The following is a 25,735-nucleotide window of genomic DNA, read 5'->3' as shown; positions in this document are numbered from 1 at the left end:
TGTCGCGCTGATAGCGAGCGGCGGTGAAACCGCTGAGGCGGCGCGCCGGGGCACAGCCCTTGCTGGTTGCATGCTGCTGATGAGGCACTGGATCAAGGAGAACGCGTCATGTTGAACAAGACTTACCCGTACTACCTCGCCAACGTTGCGGTGGCCGCCAACACCGATCTCGAAGTCACGGATAAATTCAGCGGCGAAGTGGCGACCCGTGTGGCGATGGCAGACGCGGCGGCGATCGACAAAGCGATCGGCTATGCCGTCGACGCGATGCCCGCATTGCGCGCCTTCCCGCCGTTCAAGCGCCAGGCCGTGCTCGAACATTGCGTGAAGCGCTTTCGCGAGCGTTACGACGAGTTGGCGCTCGCGCTGTGTATCGAAGCCGGCAAGCCGATCAACGACTCGAAAGGCGAGGTCACGCGCCTGATCGATACGTTCAAGGTGGCGGCTGAGGAGTCGGTGCGCATTGACGGCGAGATCATCAATCTGGAGATTTCGCCGCGGGCGAAGGGTTATCACGGCTATGTAAAGCGCGTGCCGATTGGTCCGTGCTCCTTTATCTCGCCGTTCAATTTTCCGCTGAACCTGACCGCGCACAAGGTCGCGCCGGCGATCGCGGCGGGCGTGCCGTTCGTGTTGAAACCGGCCAGCCGCACGCCGGTCGGCGCTTTGATCATGGGCGAAATTCTGGCGGAAACCGACTTGCCGAAGGGCGCATTCTCGATCCTTCCCGCGCATCGCGACGGCGCCGATCTGTTCACCACCGATGAGCGTTTCAAGCTGCTTTCGTTTACCGGCTCGCCCGCGGTGGGCTGGGAACTGAAGAAAAAGGCTGGCAAAAAGAAGGTGATTCTGGAACTGGGCGGCAACGCGGCGGCGATCGTCGACGGCGATCAGGGCGAGAAGCTCGATTACGTAGTCGACCGGCTGGCGTTCGGCGCGTTCTATCAGTCGGGGCAGAGTTGTATTGGCGTACAGCGGATTCTGGTGCATGCGACGGTCTATGATGCGTTGCGTGAGAAGCTGATTGCCAAGACGAAGTCGCTGATCATGGGCGATCCGAAGGACGAAAAGACCTTTGTCGGGCCGATGATCTCCGAATCCGAGTCCAAACGTCTTGCCGGCTGGATGGAAAGCGCCGTGCAGGCGGGTGCGAAGATTGTCGCGGGCGGCAAGGTCGAAGGCGCGATGTTCGCGGCCACTCTGCTCGAAGGCGTCAAGCGCGATACCGATCTGTATCGAAAAGAAGCCTTCGGACCCGTGGCGATTCTGGAGCGTTTCGACGATTTCGAAGCCGCTCTGGCAACCGTCAACGACAGCGACTTCGGCCTGCAAGCCGGCGTGTTTACCGATTCGCTCGCCCATGCGCACCTCGCGTGGGACGTACTCGAAGTGGGCGGCGTGGTGATCAACGACGTGCCGTCGTTCCGGGTCGACAACATGCCTTATGGCGGCGTGAAGGACTCGGGGCTTGGGCGCGAGGGCGTGCGCTACGCGATCGAGGACATGACCGAAATGCGCTTGATGGTGATGCGCGAGACGTGGTGAGGCACCGGCTGTCACGCAACTGTCGTGTCAACGAACTACGCTCGCCAGCGAGGCGCTGGGCGGCTTCGCAGCCATTTGCCGAAGTTTGGCGGCACGCCCGCCGGCTGCCTTTCTCCTGCGTAAGCAGAAAGCCGGCGGATGCGCCATGAGTGTTTTTGCTGAAGTGCTACAATACCGGCCTTTCCGGCGGGTGTTTCCGCCGGCCGGAGCCGGCCGCATTTTTCCCGTAATCTGACGGGTCCCGTGCGGAACGCCGTGGCTCCGCCTTCATCCTGATGCCCTCTGCGGTTCCGACCGCTGCCGCGCGCACCCGCGCCAAGCGCATTTTTAGCGAAAGCCACCATGTCCGACACAGCCGTCACGCCCAGTACTGCGACTTTTGATCAATTCGGTCTCGCGCCCGACATCCTGAAAGCCGTCAAAGAATCGGGCTACACCATCCCTACGCCGATTCAGGAGCAGGCGATTCCTGTCGTACTGGCCGGTCGGGACATGATGGGCGCCGCGCAAACCGGCACCGGCAAGACCGCGAGCTTTTCGCTGCCGATCATCCAGCGCTTGCTGCCGCAGGCCAGCACGAGTGCATCGCCCGCCCGCCATCCGGTGCGCGCGCTGATCCTCACGCCGACCCGCGAACTGGCCGACCAGGTGGCCGCGAACGTACAGTCGTACGCGAAGCACACGGCGCTGCGCAGCGCCGTGGTGTTTGGTGGCGTCGATATGAATCCGCAGTCTGAGCAACTGCGCCGCGGCGTCGAAATTCTGATCGCCACGCCGGGCCGTCTGCTCGATCACGTGCAACAGAAAACCGCCAATCTCGGCCAGGTGCAGATCCTCGTGCTCGACGAAGCCGACCGGATGCTCGACATGGGCTTCCTGCCGGATTTGCAGCGCATCCTGAACCTGCTGCCGAAGGAACGTCAGACGCTGCTGTTTTCAGCCACGTTCTCGGGCGAAATCAAGAAACTTGCCGCCACGTATCTGCGCGACCCGCAGACGATCGAAGTCGCGCGCAGCAATTCGACTGCGACCAATGTGACGCAGATCGTTTATGAGGTTGCCGAGGGCGACAAGACTGGCGCTGTTGTTAAATTGATTCGTGATCGCGGCCTCAAGCAGGTGATCGTGTTCTGCAACAGCAAGATCGGCGCAAGCCGGCTGGCGCGGAGCCTGGAACGCGACGGCGTGATTGCTACCGCGATTCACGGCGACCGGACGCAGAATGAACGAATGCAGGCTCTGGACGCGTTCAAGCGTGGCGAGATCGAGGCTTTGGTAGCGACTGACGTCGCTGCGCGTGGTCTGGATATCGCCGAACTGCCCGCCGTGATCAACTTCGATCTGCCGTTCAATGCGGAAGACTATGTGCACCGGATCGGGCGCACTGGGCGCGCTGGCGCGTCGGGTGATGCGTTGTCGCTGTGCAGTCCGAACGAGCGTAAGCAGCTTGCCGATATCGAGAAGCTGATCAAGCGGCCTTTGGAAGTGCTGCACCTGACCGTGGATACGCCGGTGCGGCATCATCACGAAGAGCGTCCGCCGCGGCGTGAGCGCGTTGATGGCCGTGCAGAGGGCCGTGACGAGCGGGGCGGTCGCCGGCGTCCGGGGGCTTCGTCTTCGGGTTCGTTCGATCGGCCGCATCATCATCGCGCGCAGCCTGTGGATGATTTCTTCCTCAAGCCTTATGAGCCTTCGGCGGCTTCTGTTCGGAAGGGGGAGGAGGCGGCTGCCTCGTCTGCTGCTGCGCCGCAGAAGTCGGCTTCCAAGCAGCCTTTAGCTGCGCTGCTGGGTGGGTTTGGGATGCCCAGGAAGTTGCCTTCGTCTTCCTGATTGTTGTTTGGGTTTTCGGTTTTTGGTTTTTGGGTTGTACGCCTGTCGCGTTGGCCTTTTCTTGATTTCTTAGTGGTTTATTAGCGTTTGCCCCTGTGCGGGGCAGCACCTACTTTTCTTTGCCGCCGCCGGTGTGTGTCAAGGTAGTTGTCGCATGAACCGTTACGCTGCGTGCTTATACATTTTGGCCGACGCGTGAGTTCGCTCCGGGTTCAGATAGACCGAGTCTGCCAGGTGCCAGTTGCGGATGGCACCTGACCAGCGTGCGGGGTTCTGCCTGCGCGCGTCTTCGTACAGCGCACACCGGCGGGCCAGCAGATCGTTGGCTTCGCCGCGATGCCGTTGCCCCGGACTGACATACTTCAGGCCGCTGTGACAGTGCTCTTCGTTGTACCACTGGACGAAGCGCTGCACCCATGCGCGGGCCGCCTCCAGCGTGTCGAACGGCTGCTCAGGCCATAACGGGCAGTACTTGGCCGTACGGAACAGTGACTCGGCAAAGGCGTTGTCGTTGCTCACACGCGGCCGGCTGAACGAAGGCTGCACGCCCAGATCGATCATGGCCGCGCGCATCGTGGCGCCTTTCATTGCACTGCCGTTATCCGAGTGCAGCACCAGCGGACGCCCGGCGATACCTTCACGCAAACATCCCTTGTTCAGCAACTCGCTCGCGTGCTCAGCCGACTCCTGCTCCCACACCTCGTTCATCACCAGTTTGCGGCTGTAGATGTCCTTCATCATGTACCAGTAAAAGTACCGGCCCCTGACCGTGCCCGGCATCCACGTGATATCCCAGCACCACACCTGGTTCGGACCATCGGCACAATGCGTCGTAAGCGTGCGTCGTTGCGGGGCTCGCGCGCGGCCCCGGCGCTGGCCCTGTCCTGCTGCTTTCAGTATCCGGTAGAACGTCGATTCGCAAGCCAGATAAATCCCTTCATCCGCCAGCTTCGGCACGATCTGGTGCGGCGTCAGACTCGCGTAGCCCGGACGGTTGGCCGCATCGAGCACGGCCTGACGTTCTGCCTCACTCAGCCTGTTGGGCGGCGCTGCACGCTTCACCTGAGCGCGCCCGTCCTGCGGCGACAGGCGCCAGCGCTGGACGCTGCGCACGCTGAGTCCCAACTGCTCGCATGCACGCGCACGGCGTGCCCCCTGCTGTACGGCTTCATCGATCAGCTGCATGGCTTCTTCACGATCCGGGCGGCTGATCAGTCGTCCTCTTCCTTGCCCCAGATCGCTTCGGCTTTTTTTCGCAGGTTCAGCAATGCCGCCGCCTCCGCACGGGCCGCGTCAGCGCGTTTGAGCTGGCGCTCCAGTTCACGGATGCGCTTTTGCGCAGCCTTCGCCTCGTTGCGCCGGGCCGCCGTGGGCTTCGTTTCAGGCACCGCGTTGGCCTGCTCGCACGCCTCGCGCCACTGCCGGATCTGCTCCGGATAAATGCCTTTACTGCGGCAGTATTGTGAGGTCTCGATCTCGTTGAGCGACGCCGTCTCCAGCACCGCCCTGAACTTCCCGGCGCTTGACCACTGATCGCCCGTTTTGCCATTGCCCGGCATGAATTTCCCTGTATCTCTTGCATGCTGCCGCCAGGTCCGCAGCGTCACCGTGGTGATGCCCGTCGCCCCCGCCAGCTCGATGACCGCACGATTGAACGGCGGCATCATCTGCTGGATTACCCACTCCCGGGTTTCCGCTGAATAGCGTTTCATCTTCCATTCGCTGCCCGCCCCCCATCTTTACATCAATCGGTTCGGGTGAGGCGACAACTAGCCTGACATGGAGGGCCGCAAAGAAAAGATAGGCAAAAGAAAGCGGCTCAAACCGCTAGTTCTTAAGCGGGTCCCCCGCGCAGTTGCGATAGTGGTGCATCTGGAATCGGTGTTCCTGCACATTCGGTGTGAGTGACAAGGCAGTCATACTTCCGGCGGCGCTGCGCGCGCCGTAGCGGTTCTTCATCAAACCCCTCTCCCTCTCCGCTCGCTCGATCGGCAGACGCCTCGAACGCCTTGGTGGTGCTATCCTGCCGCCGGCTACGGCTACGGCTACGGCTACGGCTACGGCTACGGCTACGGCTACGGCTACGGCTACCAGTACCGCTCTTCGCTTCCGCTCTCCGCTGGCACCTCTTGGGTGCCGACTTGTTTCGTTGTCTCGATGCTTTTTGGCGCTAGTTGCGCTGTACTCGCATGCCCATGTGCTTTGCCCATGCCGCCGTTGCGGCGGCATGGAAGCTATCTAGCGTCGTGTGTTCCTCTACGCCCATCTCGAGTCCCAAGTGCCTAGCGGCTGCGCCCAGCGTCTCAAGCGGTTTGTCATTGTCGAGCGCGGTCGCGCCGTTTTGCTTGCTGAGCTTTTCGCCCTGATCGTTCGTGACCACCGGTACGTGCAAATACGCCGGCGTCGGTACGTCCAGGCAACGCTGCAGGTAGATCTGGCGGGCCGTTGAATCCATCAGGTCCGCGCCACGCACGATGTGCGTAATGTTCGCGTCCGCATCGTCGACCACCACCGCCAGTTGGTACGCCCACTGGTCGTCGGCGCGCTTCAGGACGAAGTCGCCGACCTCGGTGGCGAGATTTTGTGTCTGCTTGCCCTGCCAGCGGTCTTCGAATGTGATCACCGCCGTATCGCCGTCGGGTACGCGTAGGCGCCATGCGCGCGCCGGTTTACCGTGCAGCCCGTTGCGGCAGGTGCCAGGATAGGCAAGCGTGGTGTTGCGCGCGTGCGTATGCAGCAGCGAGTCGGCAATCTCCTTGCGCGTGCAGCCGCATGGATAAATCAAGCCGGTGGCCTTCAATTGTTCGAGCGCTTCCTGATAGCGCGCAATACGGTGGCTTTGCCAGAGGGGCGGCTCGTCAGCGTGCATGCCGAAATGGTCGAGGGTCGTCAGAATCTCCTCGGCCGCGCCAGGGACGGTGCGAGGTCCGTCGATGTCTTCGATGCGCACAAGCCATGTACCGCCATGCGCGCGCGCGTCCAGCCAGCTCGCGAGCGCGCTCACCAATGAGCCGAAATGCAACGGCCCGGTAGGCGACGGCGCGAAGCGTCCACGATAGGTCATGGGTGGGATGGATTAGCGCGGAAAAAAGGGGGACTTCTTGCCTGGCTGTGCGGTGCGACGCGCGGAGTGTGCCCAGCGTGCCTCGCCGCGATCGCGCGAAGGCGCGCTTGCGTTTATCACGCCGCGTGAGCCCCCTTGCTGTCCGGATGGCATTCCGGACACGTCTTGCCTGCCACGTACATTGGCGATTGCTGCGCTTCGGGTGTCACCACCGCGCGGCAGCCGAAGCATTGCACGGTCGCGGTCGGCTCCAGTTGCGGATTGAGCGCGGTGCGGTAGTCGAACACGAAGCAATCGCCGTGATAGTGCGCACCACCGACTTCCTCGAAATACTTCAGGATGCCGCCTTCGAGCTGGTACACATTCTCGATGCCGACTTCCTTCATGTGGATCGCAGCTTTCTCGCAGCGAATCCCACCCGTGCAGAACGAGACCACCGTTTTGCCTTCCAGATCGGCGCGGTTCTGCTCGATTACTTCCGGAAACTCGCTGAATTTCGTAATGCGGTAGTCGAGCGCGTCGTCGAACGTGCCGACGTCCACTTCGAACGCATTGCGTGTGTCCAGCATCACGACGGGGCGGCCTTCGTCGTCATGGCCGCGGTCGAGCCAGCTTTTCAGCGTGGGGGCGTCGACGAACGGCGCGCGGCCCAGCTCCGGCCGGATCGCCGGCTTTTTCATCGTGATGATTTCGCGCTTGAGTTTGACCAGCATGCGGGTGAACGGCTGCTTGTCCGACAGGCTTTCCTTGAATTGCAGATTCGCAAACTTGCCTTCAAACAGCGCGTCGTGACGGATGTAGTCGATGAACGCGTCCGCGGCTTCGCGCGAGCCCGCGACGAACAGGTTGATGCCTTCAGGCGCCAGCAGGACGGTGCCGCGCAAGCCGAGCGTGTTGCAGCGCTCGGTGACGTGCGGGCGCCATGCGGCGGTGTCTTCGATAGTCGCGAAATGATACGCGGCGAGATTGACGATACTCATGTGTGTCCAGCGGTAAGAAGTGGCGGCGGCGCGGAAAACGGGGCGCATAGAGACGCACGCATTTAGACTCCATGCGGCGCGGCCACGTCGAATAGGCGAAACCCGTATTATCCCTCAAGCTGGCGCTTTGGCCGACTCGGCCGGATGGCCAACCCCTTGCGGCAGCGCAAACCGCTAGCAAACTCACATGGCGCTTGCGCCGGGCCACGTGCTCTGGCGAGTGAAATACCGCCGATTTTTCTCCGGCAGCTTCGTTCGAGCACATGAAGCGCCTCGTTCGCGCCCGACCAACGAACCGTCCGCTGCGTGCACAGCGCCGGTGTAAGGTGTTCTCGCGTTTCCGTCCCAGGCCGAACGGCTAACGCGCCGTTTTGGCCTGAAAACTCCGGGAGGGTGGAGTTACAATGTCGCCCATGTCAGATCCCCGCTTCGTTCATCTCCGCGTCCACTCCGAATTCTCGATTGCCGATGGCATCGTGCGTCTTGACGACGTCGTCAAGGCCGCTGCCAAAGACGGTCAAGGTGCGCTCGCCCTTACCGACCTCGGCAACGCGTTCGGCCTCGTCCGTTTCTACAAGGAAGCCCGCGGCAAAGGGGTCAAACCCATTGCCGGCTGCGACGTCTGGGTCACCAATCCGGACGACCGTGAGAAGCCCTCGCGTTTGCTGCTGCTGGTCAAAGACCGGCGCGGCTATCTGAATCTGTGCGAACTGCTCAGCAAGGCATCGCTCACCAACCAGTATCGCGGTCGCGCGGAAGTCGAAGCCGGGTGGCTCGAATCCGGTCTGGGTGAAGGCCTGCTCGCGTTGTCTGGTGCGCAGCACGGCGATATTGGCCTCGCGCTCGCCGCCGGCAACGAAGAAGCGGCCAAACGCAATGCATTGCATTGGGCCAAGGTGTTCCCTGGCGGCTTCTATATCGAGCTGCAACGGTGCGGTCAGCCCGGCGGCGAGCAGTACGTGCAGCAGGCGGTTGCGCTCGCGGCGTCGCTGAAATTGCCGGTGGTGGCCACCCATCCCATGCAGTTCATGACGCCGGACGATTTCACCGCGCACGAAGCGCGCGTGTGTATTTCCGAAGGCGACATTCTGGCGAACCCGCGCCGCTCGAAGCGCTTTACGTCCGAGCAGTATTTCCGCACGCAGGAAGAGATGGTTGGGCTGTTCGCGGATATTCCGTCGGCGCTCGCCAACAGTGTCGAAATCGCCAAGCGCTGCAATCTGACGCTCGAACTCGGCAAGCCGAAGCTGCCACTCTTTCCGACGCCCGACGGCATGTCGCTCGACGACTACCTCGTGCAACTGTCGAAAGAAGGTCTCGAAAAGCGTCTCGAACAGCTGTATCCGGTTGAGGCCGAGCGCGAGGCGCAGCGCGAAACGTATTACCAGCGTCTCGAATTCGAGTGCGGCACGATCATCAAGATGGGCTTCCCGGGCTACTTCCTGATCGTTGCGGACTTTATCAACTGGGCCAAGAACAATGGCGTGCCGGTCGGGCCAGGCCGGGGTTCGGGTGCGGGTTCGCTGGTGGCGTATGCGCTCGGCGTGACCGACCTCGATCCGCTGCGCTACAACCTGCTGTTCGAACGTTTCCTGAATCCGGAACGGGTCTCGATGCCTGACTTCGACATCGACTTCTGTCAGCACGGCCGCGACCGTGTGATTCAGTACGTGAAGGAGAAGTACGGCGCGGACGCCGTGTCGCAGATCGCCACCTTCGGCACTATGGCGGCGAAAGCGGCGGTGCGCGACATTGGCCGCGTGCTCGATCTCGGTTACATGTTCACTGATGGCATCGCCAAGCTGATTCCGTTCAAGCCGGGCAAGCACGTCACCATTGCCGACGCGATGAAGGAAGAACCGCTCTTGCAGGAGCGCTTCGATAACGAAGACGAAGTGCACCAGTTGATCGAACTCGCGCAACGGGTCGAGGGCTTGACGCGTAACGTCGGCATGCATGCCGGTGGCGTGCTGATCGCGCCCGGCAAGCTGACCGATTTCTGCCCGCTCTATACGCAGGGCGACGAAAGCGGCGTTGTGAGCCAGTACGACAAGGACGATGTCGAAGCCGTTGGGCTCGTGAAGTTCGACTTTTTGGGTCTGACCACGCTGACGATTCTCGACTGGGCCGAGCGCTATATCCGCCGTCTCGATCCGTCGAAGAAAGACTGGTCGCTCGCGCAGGTGCCGCTCGACGACGCGGCGTCGTTCTCGATCCTGAAGAAAGCGAACACGGTCGCCGTGTTCCAGCTGGAAAGCCGCGGCATGCAAGGCATGCTGAAAGACGCGCAGCCTGACCGCTTCGAGGACATCATCGCGCTGGTCGCGTTGTACCGTCCGGGCCCAATGGATCTGATCCCGAGCTTCTGCGCGCGTAAGCACGGCCGCGAAGTGGTGGAGTATCCGGATCCGCGCGTCGAACCTGTTCTGAAAGAGACCTACGGCATCATGGTCTATCAGGAGCAGGTGATGCAGATGGCGCAGATCATCGGCGGCTACTCGCTCGGCGGCGCCGACTTGCTGCGTCGCGCGATGGGTAAGAAGAAGGCCGAGGAAATGGCCGAGCACCGCGAGCTGTTCCGCCTGGGGGCCTCGAAAAACGGGCTGACTGGCGAGAAAGCGGACGAAATCTTCGACTTGATGGAGAAGTTCGCGGGCTACGGCTTCAACAAATCGCACGCGGCGGCGTATGCGCTGCTCGCGTACTACACCGCGTGGCTGAAGGCGCACCATCCGGCCGAATTCATGGCAGCGAATATGTCGCTCGCCATGGACGACACGGACAAGGTCAAGATCCTGTTCGAGGACTGCCTCACGAACAAGATGGCTGTGTTGCCGCCGGACGTCAATCTGTCTGCTTACCGCTTCGAGCCGGTTGCGGAAGCGGACGGCAAGCGTGCCAAAACGATTCGCTACGGTCTCGGTGCGATCAAGGGCAGCGGCCAGAACGCGATTGAAGAAATCATCCGCGCACGCGAAGAAGGTCCGTTCATCGACATTTTCGACTTCTGCAACCGGGTCGATCGCCGGATCGTCAATCGCCGCACGGTGGAAGCTTTGATCCGTGCCGGTGCGTTCGATACGCTGCACGCGAACCGCGCGCAGTTGATCGCCTCGGTCTCGCTGGCGATGGAAGCCGCCGAGCAGGCAAGCGCCAACGCCATGCAGGCGGGGCTGTTCGACATGGGTGACGCGCCGTCGCAAGGTCACGAACTGGTCGACGAGCCGGAATGGCCGGAAAAAAAGAAGCTGCAGGAAGAGAAAGCTGCGCTCGGCTTCTATCTGTCGGGCCATCTGTTCGATGCCTATAAGAACGAAGTGCGCCGTTTCGTGCGTCAGAAGATCGGCGAACTGAAGGAAGGGCGCGACAAGCTGGTCGCGGGCGTGATCGCGTCGCTGCGCACGCAGATGACGCAGCGCGGCAAGATGCTGATCGCACTGCTCGACGACGGCACCGGCCAATGCGAAGTGACCGTCTTCAATGAGACCTTCGAAGCGCACAAACAGCTGTTCAAGGAAGACGAACTGCTGGTGGTGCAGGGTCAGGCGCGCAACGATGCATTCACGGGCGGCATCCGCTTCACGGTGGATACGGTGATGGATCTCGGCCGCGCGCGCTGTCGTTATGCGGAAGCCGTGAAGGTGCAGATGAACGGCAATGCTGATCCTTTGGCGTTGCGGCGCGTGCTCGAAGCGCATAGCGCGGGTAAGGACGAGCCACAGGCTGCAGCGGCTCCAGCGGCGTCATCGCGTGGTGGCAATGGAGGCGGTGGCGGTGGTGGGCGCAACGGCGGCGGTTATGGCGGCGGTGGCCAGCGCCAGGCGGTGCAGATTCCGAACGGCCTCGCCGTGCAGGTGGTTTATCGTAGCGAAAACGCGCAAGGTGAAATGCGTCTGGGCGACGCGTGGCGCGTAAAGCCGACTGATGAACTGCTCGCGGCATTGCGCGGCGAATTTGCCGGAAGCTCGATCGAAATCGTCTATTGAGGTCTGGTTTGCCCGCGCGGACAGCCTGGGTCGCGCGGGGAAAGCCGATCGATCTTCGTGGTTTCGGCGCTATGGTCGCTCATGCCGCGTCTCCTCCCCCAACCGCGCCAGCTTCAAAAACCGGTAGTACACCGTTTCCGCGTTGAACACTGCGATCATGAAACCCGCGCGGCCGTCGAGAAATCCACGCCGCAGCACGTAGGTCCGCACGAAGGCCCAGGCGCCGCGCCCAAGCGCCTTACCGAAGCTGCCGCGCTTGCCGGCAGCATGACGTTGCTGTGCGCCCGCTGTCGAATACGCGTCGAGCTTGCGCAGTACGCTTTCGAAGTCCTCGTAGGAGTAGTGCATCAGCTTGCCGGTCAGGCGCTGCGACGGCGCGTCGAACACCAGGCGCTCGTGCACCAGGTCGTCGGAGAAACGCGCGGCGCCACGTTTGAACAGGCGCGGAATCCAGTCCGGATACCAGCCGCTGTGGTGAATCCAGTGGCCGCAGAAGCTCGATAGCCTGTCCACGGCGTAGACGTCGGCGGTGGGCGCGGCCAGCGCCGCGCGGATCGCCGCGGCCAGTTCCGGCGAAACGATCTCGTCGGCGTCGATCGAGAGGATCCAGCTAGTGCTGAGCGCGTCCACGGCACGGTTTTTTTGCGGGCCGAAGCCCGGCCAGTCGGTTTGCTCGAGCACGCGCGCGCCGTGTGCCCGGGCGATATCAGCGGTGCCGTCGGTGCTGCCGCCGTCGATCACGACGATCTGATCGGCGAAGGCCACGGCCTGCAGGCATTCGGCCAGTCGCGCTGCCGCGTTTCTGGTGATGATGGCGACGCCGAGAGTGGTTTCTTGCATACCTGAATTGCGTGGGGGGCCAGATGACGGAATGGGTCGCGCAAGTATACACAGCGTAAGCGGTGGACTGCGTTCCAGCACCGCCGTGACCGGGCAATCGGGCCCTTCCTTAACCGTCGGCCGTTGTCGCCAACCGTTTACAATGCTGTTTTTGATATGCCGCGCGGCAGGCATTCCGCCCGAAGCGTGGCTGCCGTCCCGCATTCCTAGAGGATTCCTTGAGCGCGAAGCCAACGTTAAGCAAACCCATCGGTTCAGGTGAGGCGTCGTCGCCTGCCGTCGTCATGCGGCGCCTGTGGCCGTATATCAAGCCGCTCATGTGGGTGTTGATCGGCGCGATCGTTGCAATGGCCGTGAGCGCGGGCACCGACGCGGCGATCCCCGCCTTGCTCAAACCGCTTCTGGACAAGGGCTTCGGCGTGCATGCCAGCGACAACGCCAAGTGGTTCGTGCCAGGTGCCGTGATCGGTCTCGCGTTGATCCGCGGGGTGTCGCAATACGCGTCCGGCTATCTGCTTGCATACGTGTCGAACCGGATCCTGCTCGAACTGCGCCTGAAGATGTTCGACCGGATGATCCACTCGAGCGTGGCGTTTTTCCAGCGTGAAACCGCGAGCACGGTGATCAACGCGATCGTCTTCGAGGTGAACCAGATTCTCAACGTGCTGTTGAGCGTGCTGGTCACGCTGGTGCGCGATTCGCTGACGGTCCTCTTCCTGCTTGGCTATCTGTTCTATCTGAACTGGCGTCTGACGCTGATCGTCGCGGTGTTGCTGCCGGGGATCGGCTGGCTGGTCGGCAAGATCAATCGCCGCCTGCGACGCCTGAATCGCGAGCATCAGTTGCTGACCAACGAGCTGTCGTACATCGTCGAAGAAACTGTGGGCGGCTACAAGGTCGTCAAGGTGAACAACGGCGAGCAGTACGAGATGAGCCGCTTCACGGCGATGAGCCGGCGCCTGCGCGGCTACGCGATGCGCATGACCGTCTCTGGCGGCCTCGCGCAACCGCTGACGCAGTTCCTCGCGTCGATCGCGCTCGCCGTGGTGATCACGATCGCGGTAGTGCAGTCGTCGTCGGATCAAACCACGGTCGGCGGCTTTGTCGCATTCGTCACGTCGATGCTGCTGATCATCTCGCCGCTTAAGCACCTGATGGACGTGAATCAGCCGCTGCAACGCGGCATGACGGCGTGCGAACTGATTTTCGGCCTGATCGACGAGCCGTCCGAACCGGAGGGCGGCGGCAAGCCGCTCGATCGCGCGTCGGGCGAGGTCGAGTTCCGCGACGTGTCGTTCACGTACGGCGCCAACGCCACGCACAACCGCCACACGCTCGACCATGTGTCGTTCAAGGTGGCGCCGGGCGAAATGGTTGCGCTCGCAGGCCCCTCGGGCAGCGGCAAGACCACGCTGGTGAATCTGCTGCCGCGCTTTTTCGATCCGACCGGCGGCGAGATTCTGGTCGACGGCGTCGCGCTATCGGAATACGGCCTGCCCGCGTTGCGCAGCCAGATCGCGATGGTCAGCCAGGACGTCGTGCTGTTCAACGACACGGTGGCGAACAACGTCGCCTACGGCAAGACAGCCGACCCGGAGAAGGTCAAGGCGGCGCTACACGCGGCCAATCTGTGGGATACCGTCGAGGCAATGCCGAACGGTATAGAAACGCTGGTCGGCGACAACGGCATGATGTTGTCGGGCGGCCAGCGGCAGCGCCTGGCGATCGCGCGCGCGATCTACAAGGACGCGCCGATCCTGATCCTCGACGAAGCCACCTCGGCGCTGGATTCGGAATCCGAACGCCATGTGCAGGCCGCGCTGGAAACGCTGATGAAGGGCCGCACGACGCTCGTCATCGCGCACCGCCTGTCGACGATCGAGCGCGCCAACCGGATTCTGGTGATGGAAGCGGGGCGTATTGTCGAGAGCGGCAGTCATCGTGAACTGCTCGCGCAAGACGGTCTGTACGCGCATTTGCACCGCATCCAGTTCCAGCAGAGCGCGGCGTGAAGCGCGGCAAGACCTTCAAGGTGTTCTCGCATCTGTCCGTGCCGCGCTGCGGACGGACAGGACCGCAGCGCGCGTGACCTGGTTGTGTCGGTCCGCTTTCCTTATACGTTTGACCGGGCGCTCGCGCGCTGCCGTCTGAATGATGAAAATTGGACTCTCCAGCAATGCGTTGAAACATAGCGGCGGTCTTGAGCGCTATGCGATGGATCTCGTGCGCGGCTTCGCCGCGATGGGCATCGAACCGGCATTTTTTGCGCGTCGTTTCGATATGTCGGTGCCGGAAAGCCGCATGGTCGAGCCGCATCGCATCAACGTCTCGCTACTGCCTGGCAAGCTTCGCGACAGCTGGTTTTCATGGCGTTTGCGCCGGGCGCGCCGGGAGGCGCAAGTCGACGTGCTGATCGGTTGCAACCGGGTCGATTCGTCCGAAATCGCGATTTGTGGCGGCACACACCTCGGATTTTTGCGTGCCACGGGGCGAGCGCAACGGCGTTCGGACCGCTGGCAGATCGCGCTCGAGCGCCGTCAGTACGAGCGGGCGAGCATTATCGTCGCGCACTCGAAGCTCATGCATGACGAACTGCGCGAACTGTATGGCGTTGATGAGGCGAAGATTCGCGTGCTTTATCCGCCGGTTGACGGCGCACGTTTCACGCCGGTGGACAGCGCACAGCGCGCTAAGCTGCGGCGCAAGTTCGGCTTCGCCGATCAAGAGATCGTGCTGCTGTTTCCGTCGAGCAGTCACGCGCGCAAGGGTTTGCCGCTGATCGAAGCGGCCCTGCGCGATACGGTGCTGCCGGTGGTTCTTGCAGTCGCAGGGCGGCCGCCGGAGCGCACCTCCGAGCGGATCCGCTACGTCGGGTATATCAAGGAAATCGAGGACGCCTATCGTGCCGCCGATTTCACGATTCTCGCTTCGAAGTATGAGCCGTTCGGGCTAGTCGGCGTCGAATCGGTGATGTGCGGCACGCCGGTGATCTTGCCGTCGAGTATCGGTTGCTGTGACGCGATCGCAGAGCACGCGAAGTTCGTGTTCGCGCCGGACGAAGTCGCCGACTTGCAGACGGCTCTCGAACGCGCGGTGCGACAGCGGCTAGCCAACCCGGCGTCACTGTCGTCCGAGTTGGCGCGCGACGCCGTTCTCTACGATGCGCGAGTGGCCGGTCACGTCGATGCGCTGCTGGCGCTGGCAAAGCGCATTTTCGCCAGCAAATGAGGTCGAGCCCGGGTTGCTGCTTGACGGCGGCCTGTGCCGTTTTGCCTGGCTGCGATGGCAGTGACCGGCAAATTGACCGCCACCCGCCCGGCGTGGAAGTTTGTCAGTAAGATATTCTTGGTTTCGAGGGTCCCGTCTTACGCGCTGCGTGTCGGGTCTGGCGTCTGGCTATCGAAGGTACCGTTTTGTTTTGTATCCTTGGGGCGATCCAGCACGGCATCAATGGCCGCTCGCACTTCGTCAATCGAAGCCGGACGTCCCTCGTTACCAACTGACGTTGACAGCCCTGGCACGTCGATACCGAAGTGCTGCCGCGAGGTCGCAGTGAAAATCATGACGGTGGGCTTTTGCAGAGCGCTCGCGAGATGGACGAACCCCGTGTCCGTGCCAACAATCAGCGCCGCCATGTCGATGTGCTGCGCGACCGCTTCCACGCTCAGACGGGGCAGCACAATTGCTCCAGGAATACCTGCCGCAATCGCGATAGCGTCCTTATGCTCCGACTCCGAACCCCACGGCAGCAAAGGCGTGATACCCAGATTTGTAAGGGACCGGCCGATACTGTGCCAGTGGCCGACAGGCCACTTCTTTTCGTCACTGGATGTGGCGTGGAATAACAGGGCAAACGGCGCGTGCTTCGCTGCCTCGGGCATAACGGCCGGCGTTGGAATGTTCAGGCCGAAACGCGGCGCGTCGTCGATCGAATATCCGAAGATCTGGCTGACAGTGTTTCGCAGTCCGTCCCATACATTGAGATCGCCTTTTGGTGCGAAGCGTTTGTTATAAGCGAACGCAGCTCCGGTCTCGCCGAGATCGGCCTTGGTATAGCCGTAGCGGCGGCGCGAGCGCGCGAGAAAAGCGATGATCGCGCTCTTATAGACTCCGTGTAAGTCGAGAACGGCGTCATATTTTTCTTGCCGCAACTCGCCGATCGATGCCGCAATGGCCTTCAGGCTATCGACGCTACGCTGCTTCTTGAATTTTCGCAGCGGGGCACAGAGGACACGGTCGATACCGGGATTCCAGCGAAGAATGTCTGCGAACGCTGCGTCCGCAGCCCAGTCCACTTTGATTCCGGGAAAGGCTCGATGAAGGTCTGATACGACTGGTTGACCGTGAACGATGTCACCTAGCGAAGTGACCTTAACAATTAGGATTCTGTTCATCAGCGCAGTTGTAGGGCATTTCGGCGGAGGCCTGTCCGGTCGGGACAGGTGCCAGCCGTTTCGCCGCATCTCGGATAAGACGCTTCGGGGCGGCGTGGGTCGGCATAGGTTGACGCGTCACGACGCGCATTCAGACGATCGGCTTCGAGAGAGAATCAGCGGAACTCGTGCGGACAAAAGTTCGGTCGAAGCGATCTGTTAACGGCGCGATTATACCGGACCCATATTGAGCGATGTATTTCAGCGCGCCGCGCCGCTGGGAGCCCTTGGTCCAGGAACTGCGTGCCCACTCCCGGTGCATCAACGGCTGACTGTAGCGCGTGCGAACCGGACGCTGTCGACGCACGAGAGCGCGTCGTCGAGTAAGGCTGTCGAGATAAGCGGCTGGCTCGCCGCCGAGGGGCCTGCGTGTCGTACTTTGCGATCAGCCTTTTCGCTTCAACCGCTTGATCCAAAGCGCGGGCGCGTAGAACGCGGGGAAGGTGGTGTAGAGAAACATACGGATCCGCAGTCCCAGCTTCACATTGCGTCTGCCCGTGAGGAGCGCCAGGCGTTCCCCGATGCCGCGCGCGTTGAACATTGAGTGAATGAACTGCTCACGCGCGAGTTTCGGCTCGAGCGCTGCGCGCATCCGGTCTCCGAGGCCGGCAATGTCGGCATCGCGCTGTATCTGTTCAGTTTCCACGAGCGCGAAGCCATTGCCTTGGCGCATGCGCGCAACCAGTTCAGCCGTTGTCCGATACCGGCGCTTGCCCGAAAGACCGCCGCGCCGGTACCGCACGAGTGGCTCGCGCAGGCTCAGCGCGCCGCCTGAGATAATGGCGCGAAACGTCATGACCTGATCTTCGGCCGCTGAGCCGGGCATCATCGGGCCGAAGCGCTCGAACAGCCGGCGCGACCACGTGTGCGCTGCGCCGACCAGCCACGGCCGTCTGGCAAGCCAATCGTCGAAATCCCGATAGTTGCCAAGTTCGCTCGGCTCCATGCGCTCATGCACATTGCCGGCTTCGTCCATGTCGGCGAGGTCGGTCGCGATCAGATCGGGGTGCCGATCATGCGCAAGCCAGTACTCGACGACCCGCTCGCAGCGATTCGGCGCCGACATGTCGTCGCCGGCGGCGACGAACAGCAATTCGCCAAGTGCCATGGATGCGAGACGCGACAGATGCGCGCTGATACCTTCGTTGGCCGTATTGCAGCGCGTGGTCACGTGATGTGGGCCGCTGTAATCGCGCACGGCTGCCTCGATCGCGGCGTAGGTGCCGTCTTTGGACGCGTCGTCGGAAATGATGATTTCGAGTGGCGTATACGTTTGCGCGAGTACGCTGTGTACCGCGTCGGCGATGACCTTTTCCTGGTTGTAAGCGATCAGGAGCACCGAAACCAACGGCTTGGCTTGTGCAGGGGAGGAGCTGTTCGGAGCGCTGTTGTTCATGGGGCGGGCGGGATGGCGATGCGGCTAGCAGCCGGCCGAGCTCGACAACTCGCGTTTGCGCGAGTCGATGATCGCTAGAAACGTGGCACTCAGCAGAGCGAGCAAGGCCGTCACCATCACGGGCACCAGCACGTCAATCGTGAGTCCGAAGACGACGGTGCTGAACGACACGGCTAGCCCGGAGTAAGCCGCGGCGCGGATCGCCGGATCGTTTGCGTGGCGATGACGCCAGAAATAAACCGAAAGGCTGAAGTAGAGCAGTATCAGGCACAGCGTGCCGAGTACGCCGGTTTCGGCGATCGTCGAGAAGAAATCGCTGTGCGCGCGCTCGTTGACGATCTCATCTTTTGCTTCGCCATGTTTCGCCAGGTCGCCGAGCGCGTTGACAAGTTTCCCTTTGCCGACGCCATAGACGGGATGTTCAGTGAATAGCCGCCAGGACGCTTGCCATAACTGAAGACGCAGGCCGACAGACGTGTTGTCGTCGCCGTGCCGCAGCAGCGCGAAGTCAGCTGTTGCCGCTTCAACCCGCGTCGCGACGCGTTCAGTCGAAAGCAATGCTGCGCTGCAAACTACGATCGCAAGCGCGGCTATCAGCAGGCGCTTCTTGTGCGCGAACCAGTGGAACTGACAGCCGAGCAGGATCACGAAGACAGGGATCGCGAGCCAACCGCCACGTGTGCCGGACAGGTACGACGCGTAGCCGCCGCTGAACAGCGCCAGCAGCTTGAGCGTCAGCACCCGCCAGTCACGCGGGCCGTCCCAACCGAGCGTAAAGATCGCCAGAAACGCCAATAGCAGCGCGGTGTCGCCGAACGGAATCGCGTTCGTATAGTAGTTGTTAAGACGGCTCACATCGGTCCAGCCGCCTCGCAGTTGATCGACCAATGCCCAGATGCCGGCGCCGACGGCGCCGGCTGCGCAACCCCAGCCGATCGTGCGAAGGTTGCGTGACGGGAACTGGCGCAGCAGCAAAAACAACGGCAGCGCGAACACGAAGCGCGACAATGGGTCGAATTGGCGGGGCATCCAGTAGCCCAGCAGCAGTTGCTGCAGGACAAGGGCGAGAACAAACGCAAGCATCCCGGCTGTATACCAGGGATAGGCCCGCAGCGCACTGAAATAGCCGGGCGTGCGCCGGTTGGCGGCGGCGGCGCCGAGCGCCAGTGCGACGAGCAAAAAGAAACAGTAGCCAGTGCCACCACGCCACACGAGGTTCACAGCGGGGGCGAGAAATAGCAGGGCTGTGCTTAACCAGATCAGGCTGGGAGCAAAAATCATAGGCCGAAATTTCGTGTGAACATTACCGTTCCGGCCTGCCGATGCGATGGCCGGAGGTTCAGTGCACTTCTTTCAAGATAGGAGGGCGACCGCGATTATAACCGTGTGACAACTTCGATTGAGCCAATCGGGTGTCCGCGCAGCGCGGCGGCGGAGAATAGGCTTAGGCGGGGGCCTTGCGGCGCGGACGTCACGATAGATCGGTCGGGAACCACGCGGATCTCCCTAGACGCCGCCCGTGACCAGCGGCAGCACCGTCAAATCCGGGTGTGTGCCGTCAACAATACTGCGCCCCACATGTACACCTTCGTAGAACGCTTCGTCCTTGCCGACGAAGCTCTCTTCGCCGTCCGCGTGAAACGACACCGCATGCCCGGGAATGGCCGGATCGGCGCCCGGGTGGCAGACGTAACCGACATACGTGTAACGGTTATCAGGCAAGGCTGACGGGTGTGCGTCGCCGGGCGGGGTTTTGGGAAACGGCGCCACGTGAATTTCGAAACCCTCGTACTCCACCATCTGCCAGGGTGCGGTTTCATCGGCCATGGCCGCCTCCGTCTATGTCGCGCACGTCTTAAAAAGTCTAGGTGATTTGAACGTAAAGCGCGCCCCAAGACTGATGCGGCTAAACCACTATGGTTTGATCGCGCCGAGTTGTCTGAGCAACGTCAGATTGTCTTCAAGGTGCCAGTTTTCGACGATGCGGCCGTCCTTCGCGCGATAGAGATCGAAAGCCTGGAAGTCGACGGTCCGGCCATTGCCTTTGAGGTTCTGGAACTGTCCAGTGAAGTCCCCGTAGAAATGCAGATGAACCGAGGCGCGGTCGCCGGCCACCACCAGGTCGTCGATTTCGGCGTGCAGGTCGGGCACGCCGCGCGGAATTCTTTCGATGCCTGCAGCGGGCCGTCGGACCCTTGCGGCCGCCCGTCAGGTAAGGTGCGGTCGACAAACTCCAGCGACAGGGCGAGCTTCGCGTAGGGCTTGTCGCCGCTGTTCCAGAATGCGGCGTAGCGACGCGCGGTCCGCACGATCACAGCGCTCCTTGCCGAAGAGGAGTCGACGGCGACGTGGCGGGGCACCGGTAACGCATCGTCGCTTGCTGCGTGTGTGCTCACGGCGCCTGCAAGGCCGGCTGCTAGCAACACGTGACCAGCAAGTCTGGAAAAGAAGGTTGGAGACATGACACGCTCCAGAGAAGTTGACCTTGATGACGCGCATTCTCTGGCTAAAGATTACATTTGATAATCGGTCTTTCGCTTAAAGGATTTTCCAGTTTTATTTGAAAGTGCTTCGGACGGTGCGACCGCTTCGGCGAAGTGCGTGCGAGTACGTGCCTGACCGTGCCATCTTCGTCATGTCAGATAGAATGACGCGCTTTGCCCGTACAAGACCCTGCCCATGTGGTTCAAAAACCTTCAGTTGCACCGTCTTCCCGCTCCGTGGTCCGTCACCCCTGAACAAATGGAGAAATGGCTCGCGCCGCACGCGTTCGCGCCCGGCAACAGCGTCGAGATGCAAAGCCACGGCTGGGCGTCGCCACGCGATAACGACTCACTGGTGTATTCGCTTAACGGTCAGATGCTGCTGGTGTTTCGCGCCGAAAAGAAGCTGCTGCCGGCTTCGGTCGTCACGCAAGTGACCAAGGCTCGCGCGCTCGAACTCGAAGAGCAGCAGGGTTTCAAACCCGGCCGCAAACAGATGCGCGAACTCAAGGAGCAGGTGACCGACGAACTGCTGCCGCGTGCCTTCAGCATTCGCCGCGACACGCGCGTGTGGATCGACACCAAAAACGGCTGGCTCGTAATCGATGCGGGTTCGCAAGCGGTCGCCGACGAAGTGCGCGGCCTGCTGGTGAAGTCGATCGATCAATTGCCGCTCGGCACCGTGCGCGTTACGCAATCACCGGTTGCGGCGATGACCGAATGGCTGCTTTCTGGAGAGGGTCCCGCCGGCTTTACGCTCGACCAGGACACCGAGTTGCGCTCGCCGACGGAAGGCAACGCGACGGTGCGCTACGTCGGACATACTTTGGATGCCGAAGATATGCGCCGTCATATCGAAGCCGGCAAGCAATGCATGCGCCTCGCGATGACGTGGAACGATCGCGTGTCGTTCGTGCTGACGCCAACGCTCACGATCAAGCGCATCGCGCCGCTCGACATCCTCAAGGAAGCGAGCGACCCCACCGCGCAGAACGACGACGAGCGCTTCGATTCCGATGTCACGCTGATGACCGCCGAACTCGACCGCATGCTGTGCGATCTGCTCGACGTGTTGGGTGGCGAGCAGGGCGAGGCGATGCCGCAAGCCGCGGCAGCCTGATTCTCGCCTTATCCGCTGTGGGCCGGCGCGTTTGAGAAGCGGCGCTGCATAAAAGCGCCGCAACTCTCGCTTCGCGCGCGGACCGTCGGCGTGCACACCGCTGCACGGCCACACGGCACCTGACACACGGACACACGGACACACGCCACGTCAGACCACTCCGCTCCGGCACCCTAAATATGGTTAAGATTACGACCGGAAAGGTGCATCAATCACGGAGGACTTGCGATGGTTCGACTGGTCATGATCCTGCTGGGTGTCGATTACCTGCGCACGCGTTGGCGCTCGTTGCAGTTGATCGGCTGGGTGAGCCTGATTCTGGGCGTGGTAGTGTTCATCGACGCACTCGATAGCGCACTCTATTTTCCGATCACGCCGTTTGCGTTATTGCTGCTGCTCGAAGGGCTCGCCACACTAGCCGTCGCCTGGACCGGCATGGGCGGGCAACGCACGCTGCGTTATGTGAAGGGCCTCGCATTCTGCCTTGCGGCGGCGCTGATTCTCGCCGGCCATCATCATGGCAACTTCATTCTGTCGATGATCTTCGGCACGCTGTTTCTGGCAGACGGTCTGCTGCAGATCGTTTCCGCGAAGGTCGTCCGCTATCGCACCTGGCGGCTCGCGATGATCGGCGGCAGCATTGAAATCGTGCTGGCGGTTTTCTTCTATCAGCCTTACCCGACGCACTATGTGGGCACCGTGCCGTACTGTCTCGGGCTCGGTCTGATGTTCGGCGGCTGGAACATGATTTTGCTGAGTACGCGCGTGCGGCGTCTCGCGTCGAATCCCGCGGTTGCTTCGGACGATGTAACTGCTGATGCCGCTAACTCCGCCGCGAGTGCGGTGGCTCCCGGCCGGTTAGGCGCGGTGGAATGGGACGGCCCGCCCACCGCGGATGAAGACGCGTTGACCGTCCACGTGTGGACGCCGGTTGGTTCGGCCAAGGGCGAGGCGCGGCGGCAATTGATCGTGGATCGCTATATCGCGGCGGTGGATCGTAACGGCGTGATATCAACCGGACACGCCGCGCTCGAATCGCCCGAGGGCATCTATATCAGCCTGTATCCGGGCGTCGAGATCGATCGTTCGCCCGACGATTTCGCGCGGCTCCTGCGCGCGACGCGCGAGAACGACGTGCCCGGTTTGTTCCAGCCCGATTACCCGACCGAATCGAAGGCGTGGTGTCCGTCGACGGTTCAGGTGCGCATACGCAATTACGACCCGGCGCGCCTGCGCCGCTTCTGGGACGCCTATCGTCAGGAGACGACCTACAACCTGACGCACCGAAATTGCTCGAGCAGCGTATCGCATGCGCTGGAAGCGGCGATCGAAGGCGCGTCGGCGCGCGTGTGGGGCGGCCTCGGCGGCTGGCGGCCGTTTTTGCGGGTGATTGCGACGCCGGAGTTGTGGGTGGCCGCGCAACTTCGCAAACGCGCCGCGACGATGGCGTGGACGCCGGGTCTCACGCTCGACTATGCGCGCGCGCTCAGCATGCTCGCCGACCCGCGGCCGTCAGGCTGGGTCAAGATGGCGCGCTTCGCCGTGCGCAGGATGGTGCGTTCGCGGCAGCAATGGCGCGCAGAAGAGCGCGCCGCGCCAGCCACCCGCGAGGCCGGGCAAGGCCAGGCTACGGGCGCGGCGCGCGAATGATACGTACTCGACGCGCGACTCAAGCCGGCGGCTGGCGCGAGAGATTCGCACCCTGGCCGCAACGCAGGAGCAACTGACGTACAACTCGGCTAGGCTTGGCCCAAGCACAGCACAGCACAGCACAGCACAGCACAGCACAGCACAGGCGCATGGCGCTCTCTGCCCAACTTCGACGTAGCAGTAAAAACAGCAGACGTATCAAGCGCTTGCAGATTTTGCCGGATAGTTATGCACAGATTTGCGAACAGATTCTGTTGATAACTTCCACGTGTGCGGCGCCACCGTCAAATGAGTGATTTCAACCAATATGGCGGGTGTATGCTCAAAGCGAAAGCTTGTCGCTGACAGCACTCCACCACGCCGAACCTCGGCCGTGGCTCATTCAGGATCAAACCGTGCCGGGCGCCGAGCGCCTGCTGCGGCAGCGGGTTTTACCAGCGTGAACGTGATGCTCAGGACGAACCCAGTTGTATCCATCGGCCTGTCAGATGAATGAGCCGCAGCGTTTCACGGTGCGTCACATCAGCGTCTACCGCTACTCGGAACCCGTGCGGTTCGGCGAACACCGGATGATGTTCCGCCCGCGCGCCAGTCACGATTTGCGTCTCGTCACGAACCAGTTGCTGATAACGCCGACGCCGTCGCGGCTGCACTGGCTGCACGATGTGTTCGACAACTCGGTGGCGGTCGCGAGTTTCGCGGGCAAGGCGAGCGAATTGCGCTTCGATAGCGAAGTGACGCTCGAACACGTCGAAACGCCCCTGCCCGACTACGCGCTTGAGCCGTACGCGGTGAACTGGCCGTTCGCGTACACCAACGAGGAAGCATCCGATCTCGTGAACGCGCGCAGCCGCCAGTATCCGGACAGCGACGTGGACGAATGGGCGCGCCGCTTCGTTCCTGGGCAGGGCAGCGGCGGCGCGCGCGGCAAGAACGGCAGCGGCGGCACGATGGCGCTGCTGCGCGCCATGACACTCGACATCAAAAGCACGTTTTTTTATGTACGCCGCACGGAGAAAGGCGTGCACCGTCCCGGCGACACCTTGCGCAACCGCAGCGGCAGTTGCCGCGATTTCGCCGTGTTGATGATGGATGCTGTGCGCTCGCTCGGTCTCGCGGCGCGTTTTGTGAGCGGTTATCTGTTCGTGCCTGACGTGCCCGAGCACGATGCGGTGCAAGGCGGCGGTGCGACCCATGCATGGCTGCAAATCTATCTGCCGGGCGCCGGCTGGGTCGATTTCGATCCGACCAATAGCATCGTCGGCAATCGCCATCTGATTCGGGTGGCGGTGGCATGGAACTACTACCAGGCGTTGCCGTTGTGGGGCACATGGCATGGCGCGCCGCATTCGTTTCGCGGTCTGCAGGTCGATGTGAGCGTGACCGAAGGTAAGTAAGGAAGTAGGCCAGGTGAGTTGGGCCTGTACAAATCGAACGTGTTAGCTGGGAGCGTGAACGCTGGTTGCTCACCGGGCGCGTCAACTGAATGTTTTAACTGGAAGAGGGCGCCGTAATGAAATTGCGCGTTGGCTACGAGCTGGTCTACGAGTGCGTGCAACCGACGCCGATGATGCTGATGTTGAACACGCACTTTTCGCACGCGAAAGAAGTGCTGAGTGCGGATTTGCTGGCGGTCGACCCGCCGGTGCCGATCAGCCAGTATCGCGACGGCTTCGGCAATCTGTGCAGCCGGATCGTGGCGCCGCAGGGACTGATTGCGTTGTCGACGAGCGCCGTGCTCGAAGTGTCGTCCGAGCCGGAGAGCCGGCCGCCGCTGACCGAGCAGCATTCCGTGGAGGCATTGCCTGACGATACGCTGGTGTTTCTGCTGGGTAGCCGTTATTGCGAAACTGATTTGTTATCCGAATTTGCGTGGCAGACGTTCGACAAGTTGCCGCTTGGGCGCGGACGGGTGGATGCGATTTGCAATTATGTGCACGAGCACATTGTGTTTGGCTACGACTTTGCACGGCCGACCAAGACCGCGTGGCAGGCCTGGCAGGAGCGAAAGGGTGTATGCCGCGATTTTGCGCATCTGGCCGTGACGTTATGCCGGGCGATGAATATCCCGGCGCGGTATTGCACGGGCTATATCAGCGACGTCGGCACACGGCCGCCATACGCGACAATGGATTTTGCCGCGTGGTTCGAAGCGTATGTTGGAGGCTGTTGGCAGACATTCGATCCGCGCAATAATGTACCCCGCACGGGCCGGATTTTGATGGCGCGTGGCAGAGATGCTGCCGACGTTGCGATCAGCAATGCGTTTGGGGCGACGCAGTTAATGAAGTTTGATGTTGTCTGTAAGGCGATCTAGGTTTTTGCGCCGATAAAGACCTAAAGTTTCTTGCGTGAAATGCCGAAAAGATCGGAATCTATACTCTTGCCGCGAGCCGATTCCGGACCAC

At 61.9% G+C, this 25,735-nt stretch carries 16 protein-coding genes and 2 pseudogenes; 9 read left to right on the top strand and 9 right to left on the bottom strand.

Features of this window, described 5'->3' with window-relative positions:
- Nucleotides 1-108: 108 nt before the first annotated feature.
- Complete coding sequence (locus ACUN0E_RS35995) at nt 109-1,545, top strand: aldehyde dehydrogenase family protein (RefSeq protein WP_445569576.1); 1,437 nt, start codon at nt 109-111, stop codon at nt 1,543-1,545.
- A gap of 342 nt (nt 1,546-1,887) precedes the next feature.
- A complete protein-coding gene (locus ACUN0E_RS35990; protein WP_445569575.1) occupies nt 1,888-3,375 on the top strand; it encodes a DEAD/DEAH box helicase in 1,488 nt (495 codons plus the stop codon).
- Between the two features lie 162 nt (nt 3,376-3,537).
- Here the strand turns inward: ACUN0E_RS35990 and ACUN0E_RS35985 are convergent.
- From ACUN0E_RS35985 to ACUN0E_RS35975, 3 genes and pseudogenes are all read right to left on the bottom strand, one after another.
- A pseudogene (locus ACUN0E_RS35985) lies at nt 3,538-5,087 on the bottom strand (IS3 family transposase).
- A gap of 458 nt (nt 5,088-5,545) precedes the next feature.
- Complete coding sequence (gluQRS, locus tag ACUN0E_RS35980; protein WP_445569574.1) at nt 5,546-6,439, bottom strand: tRNA glutamyl-Q(34) synthetase GluQRS; 894 nt, start codon at nt 6,437-6,439, stop codon at nt 5,546-5,548.
- A gap of 116 nt (nt 6,440-6,555) precedes the next feature.
- On the bottom strand, nt 6,556-7,419 hold the full coding sequence (locus ACUN0E_RS35975) for a sulfurtransferase (protein ID WP_445569573.1): 864 nt from the start codon (nt 7,417-7,419) through the stop codon (nt 6,556-6,558).
- Nucleotides 7,420-7,823: 404 nt separating this feature from the next.
- Between ACUN0E_RS35975 and dnaE the strand changes: the two genes are divergently transcribed.
- Nucleotides 7,824-11,405 carry a DNA polymerase III subunit alpha gene (gene dnaE, locus ACUN0E_RS35970; RefSeq protein ID WP_445569572.1) on the top strand — a complete coding sequence of 1,194 codons (3,582 nt, stop codon included), beginning with the start codon at nt 7,824-7,826 and terminating at the stop codon, nt 11,403-11,405.
- Nucleotides 11,406-11,474: 69 nt separating this feature from the next.
- On the opposite strand, the gene ACUN0E_RS35965 is transcribed toward dnaE, so the two are convergent.
- Nucleotides 11,475-12,245, bottom strand: coding sequence for a glycosyltransferase family 2 protein (locus tag ACUN0E_RS35965; RefSeq protein ID WP_408509985.1), 771 nt, complete (start codon nt 12,243-12,245; stop codon nt 11,475-11,477).
- Nucleotides 12,246-12,463: 218 nt separating this feature from the next.
- On the opposite strand from ACUN0E_RS35965, the gene msbA reads away from it, so the two are divergent.
- Nucleotides 12,464-14,257 carry a lipid A export permease/ATP-binding protein MsbA gene (gene msbA / locus ACUN0E_RS35960; protein WP_445569571.1) on the top strand — a complete coding sequence of 598 codons (1,794 nt, stop codon included), beginning with the start codon at nt 12,464-12,466 and terminating at the stop codon, nt 14,255-14,257.
- Nucleotides 14,258-14,399: 142 nt separating this feature from the next.
- Nucleotides 14,400-15,473 (top strand): glycosyltransferase family 4 protein, encoded by a 1,074-nt coding sequence (locus ACUN0E_RS35955; protein WP_445570581.1) that lies wholly within the window; start codon nt 14,400-14,402, stop codon nt 15,471-15,473.
- A 137-nt stretch (nt 15,474-15,610) separates the two neighbouring features.
- On the opposite strand, the gene waaC is transcribed toward ACUN0E_RS35955, so the two are convergent.
- From waaC to ACUN0E_RS35930, 5 genes and pseudogenes are all read right to left on the bottom strand, one after another.
- Complete coding sequence (gene waaC, locus ACUN0E_RS35950) at nt 15,611-16,639, bottom strand: lipopolysaccharide heptosyltransferase I (protein ID WP_445569570.1); 1,029 nt, start codon at nt 16,637-16,639, stop codon at nt 15,611-15,613.
- Nucleotides 16,640-17,063: 424 nt separating this feature from the next.
- Entirely contained in the window at nt 17,064-18,074 is a 1,011-nt protein-coding gene (locus ACUN0E_RS35945; protein ID WP_408390007.1) for a glycosyltransferase family 2 protein, read from the bottom strand.
- Nucleotides 18,075-18,098: 24 nt separating this feature from the next.
- Complete coding sequence (locus tag ACUN0E_RS35940) at nt 18,099-19,355, bottom strand: O-antigen ligase family protein (protein ID WP_408234572.1); 1,257 nt, start codon at nt 19,353-19,355, stop codon at nt 18,099-18,101.
- Between the two features lie 225 nt (nt 19,356-19,580).
- Nucleotides 19,581-19,901, bottom strand: coding sequence for a hypothetical protein (locus ACUN0E_RS35935; protein ID WP_408234575.1), 321 nt, complete (start codon nt 19,899-19,901; stop codon nt 19,581-19,583).
- An 87-nt stretch (nt 19,902-19,988) separates the two neighbouring features.
- Nucleotides 19,989-20,536 (bottom strand): annotated as a pseudogene (locus ACUN0E_RS35930) (ester cyclase).
- 217 nt (nt 20,537-20,753) lie between these two features.
- Here ACUN0E_RS35930 and ACUN0E_RS35925 point away from each other — a divergent pair.
- From ACUN0E_RS35925 to ACUN0E_RS35910, 4 genes are all read left to right on the top strand, one after another.
- The gene (locus ACUN0E_RS35925; protein ID WP_445569569.1) at nt 20,754-21,677 is read left to right on the top strand and encodes a recombination-associated protein RdgC; all 924 of its coding nucleotides are present in this window, start codon (nt 20,754-20,756) and stop codon (nt 21,675-21,677) included.
- A 228-nt stretch (nt 21,678-21,905) separates the two neighbouring features.
- Nucleotides 21,906-23,327 carry an HdeD family acid-resistance protein gene (locus ACUN0E_RS35920; protein WP_445569568.1) on the top strand — a complete coding sequence of 474 codons (1,422 nt, stop codon included), beginning with the start codon at nt 21,906-21,908 and terminating at the stop codon, nt 23,325-23,327.
- Nucleotides 23,328-23,815: 488 nt separating this feature from the next.
- Nucleotides 23,816-24,724, top strand: a complete 909-nt coding sequence (locus ACUN0E_RS35915; RefSeq protein ID WP_445569567.1) for a transglutaminase family protein — start codon at nt 23,816-23,818, stop codon at nt 24,722-24,724.
- A 116-nt stretch (nt 24,725-24,840) separates the two neighbouring features.
- Entirely contained in the window at nt 24,841-25,644 is an 804-nt protein-coding gene (locus tag ACUN0E_RS35910; RefSeq protein ID WP_408234586.1) for a transglutaminase-like domain-containing protein, read from the top strand.
- The last annotated feature ends 91 nt before the right edge of the window (nt 25,645-25,735 follow it).

The sequence above is a fragment of the Paraburkholderia sp. D1E genome (assembly GCF_052682275.1).
The sequence above is the reverse complement of the archived record's forward strand: the minus strand, read 5'-3'. Positions and strand labels throughout refer to the sequence as shown.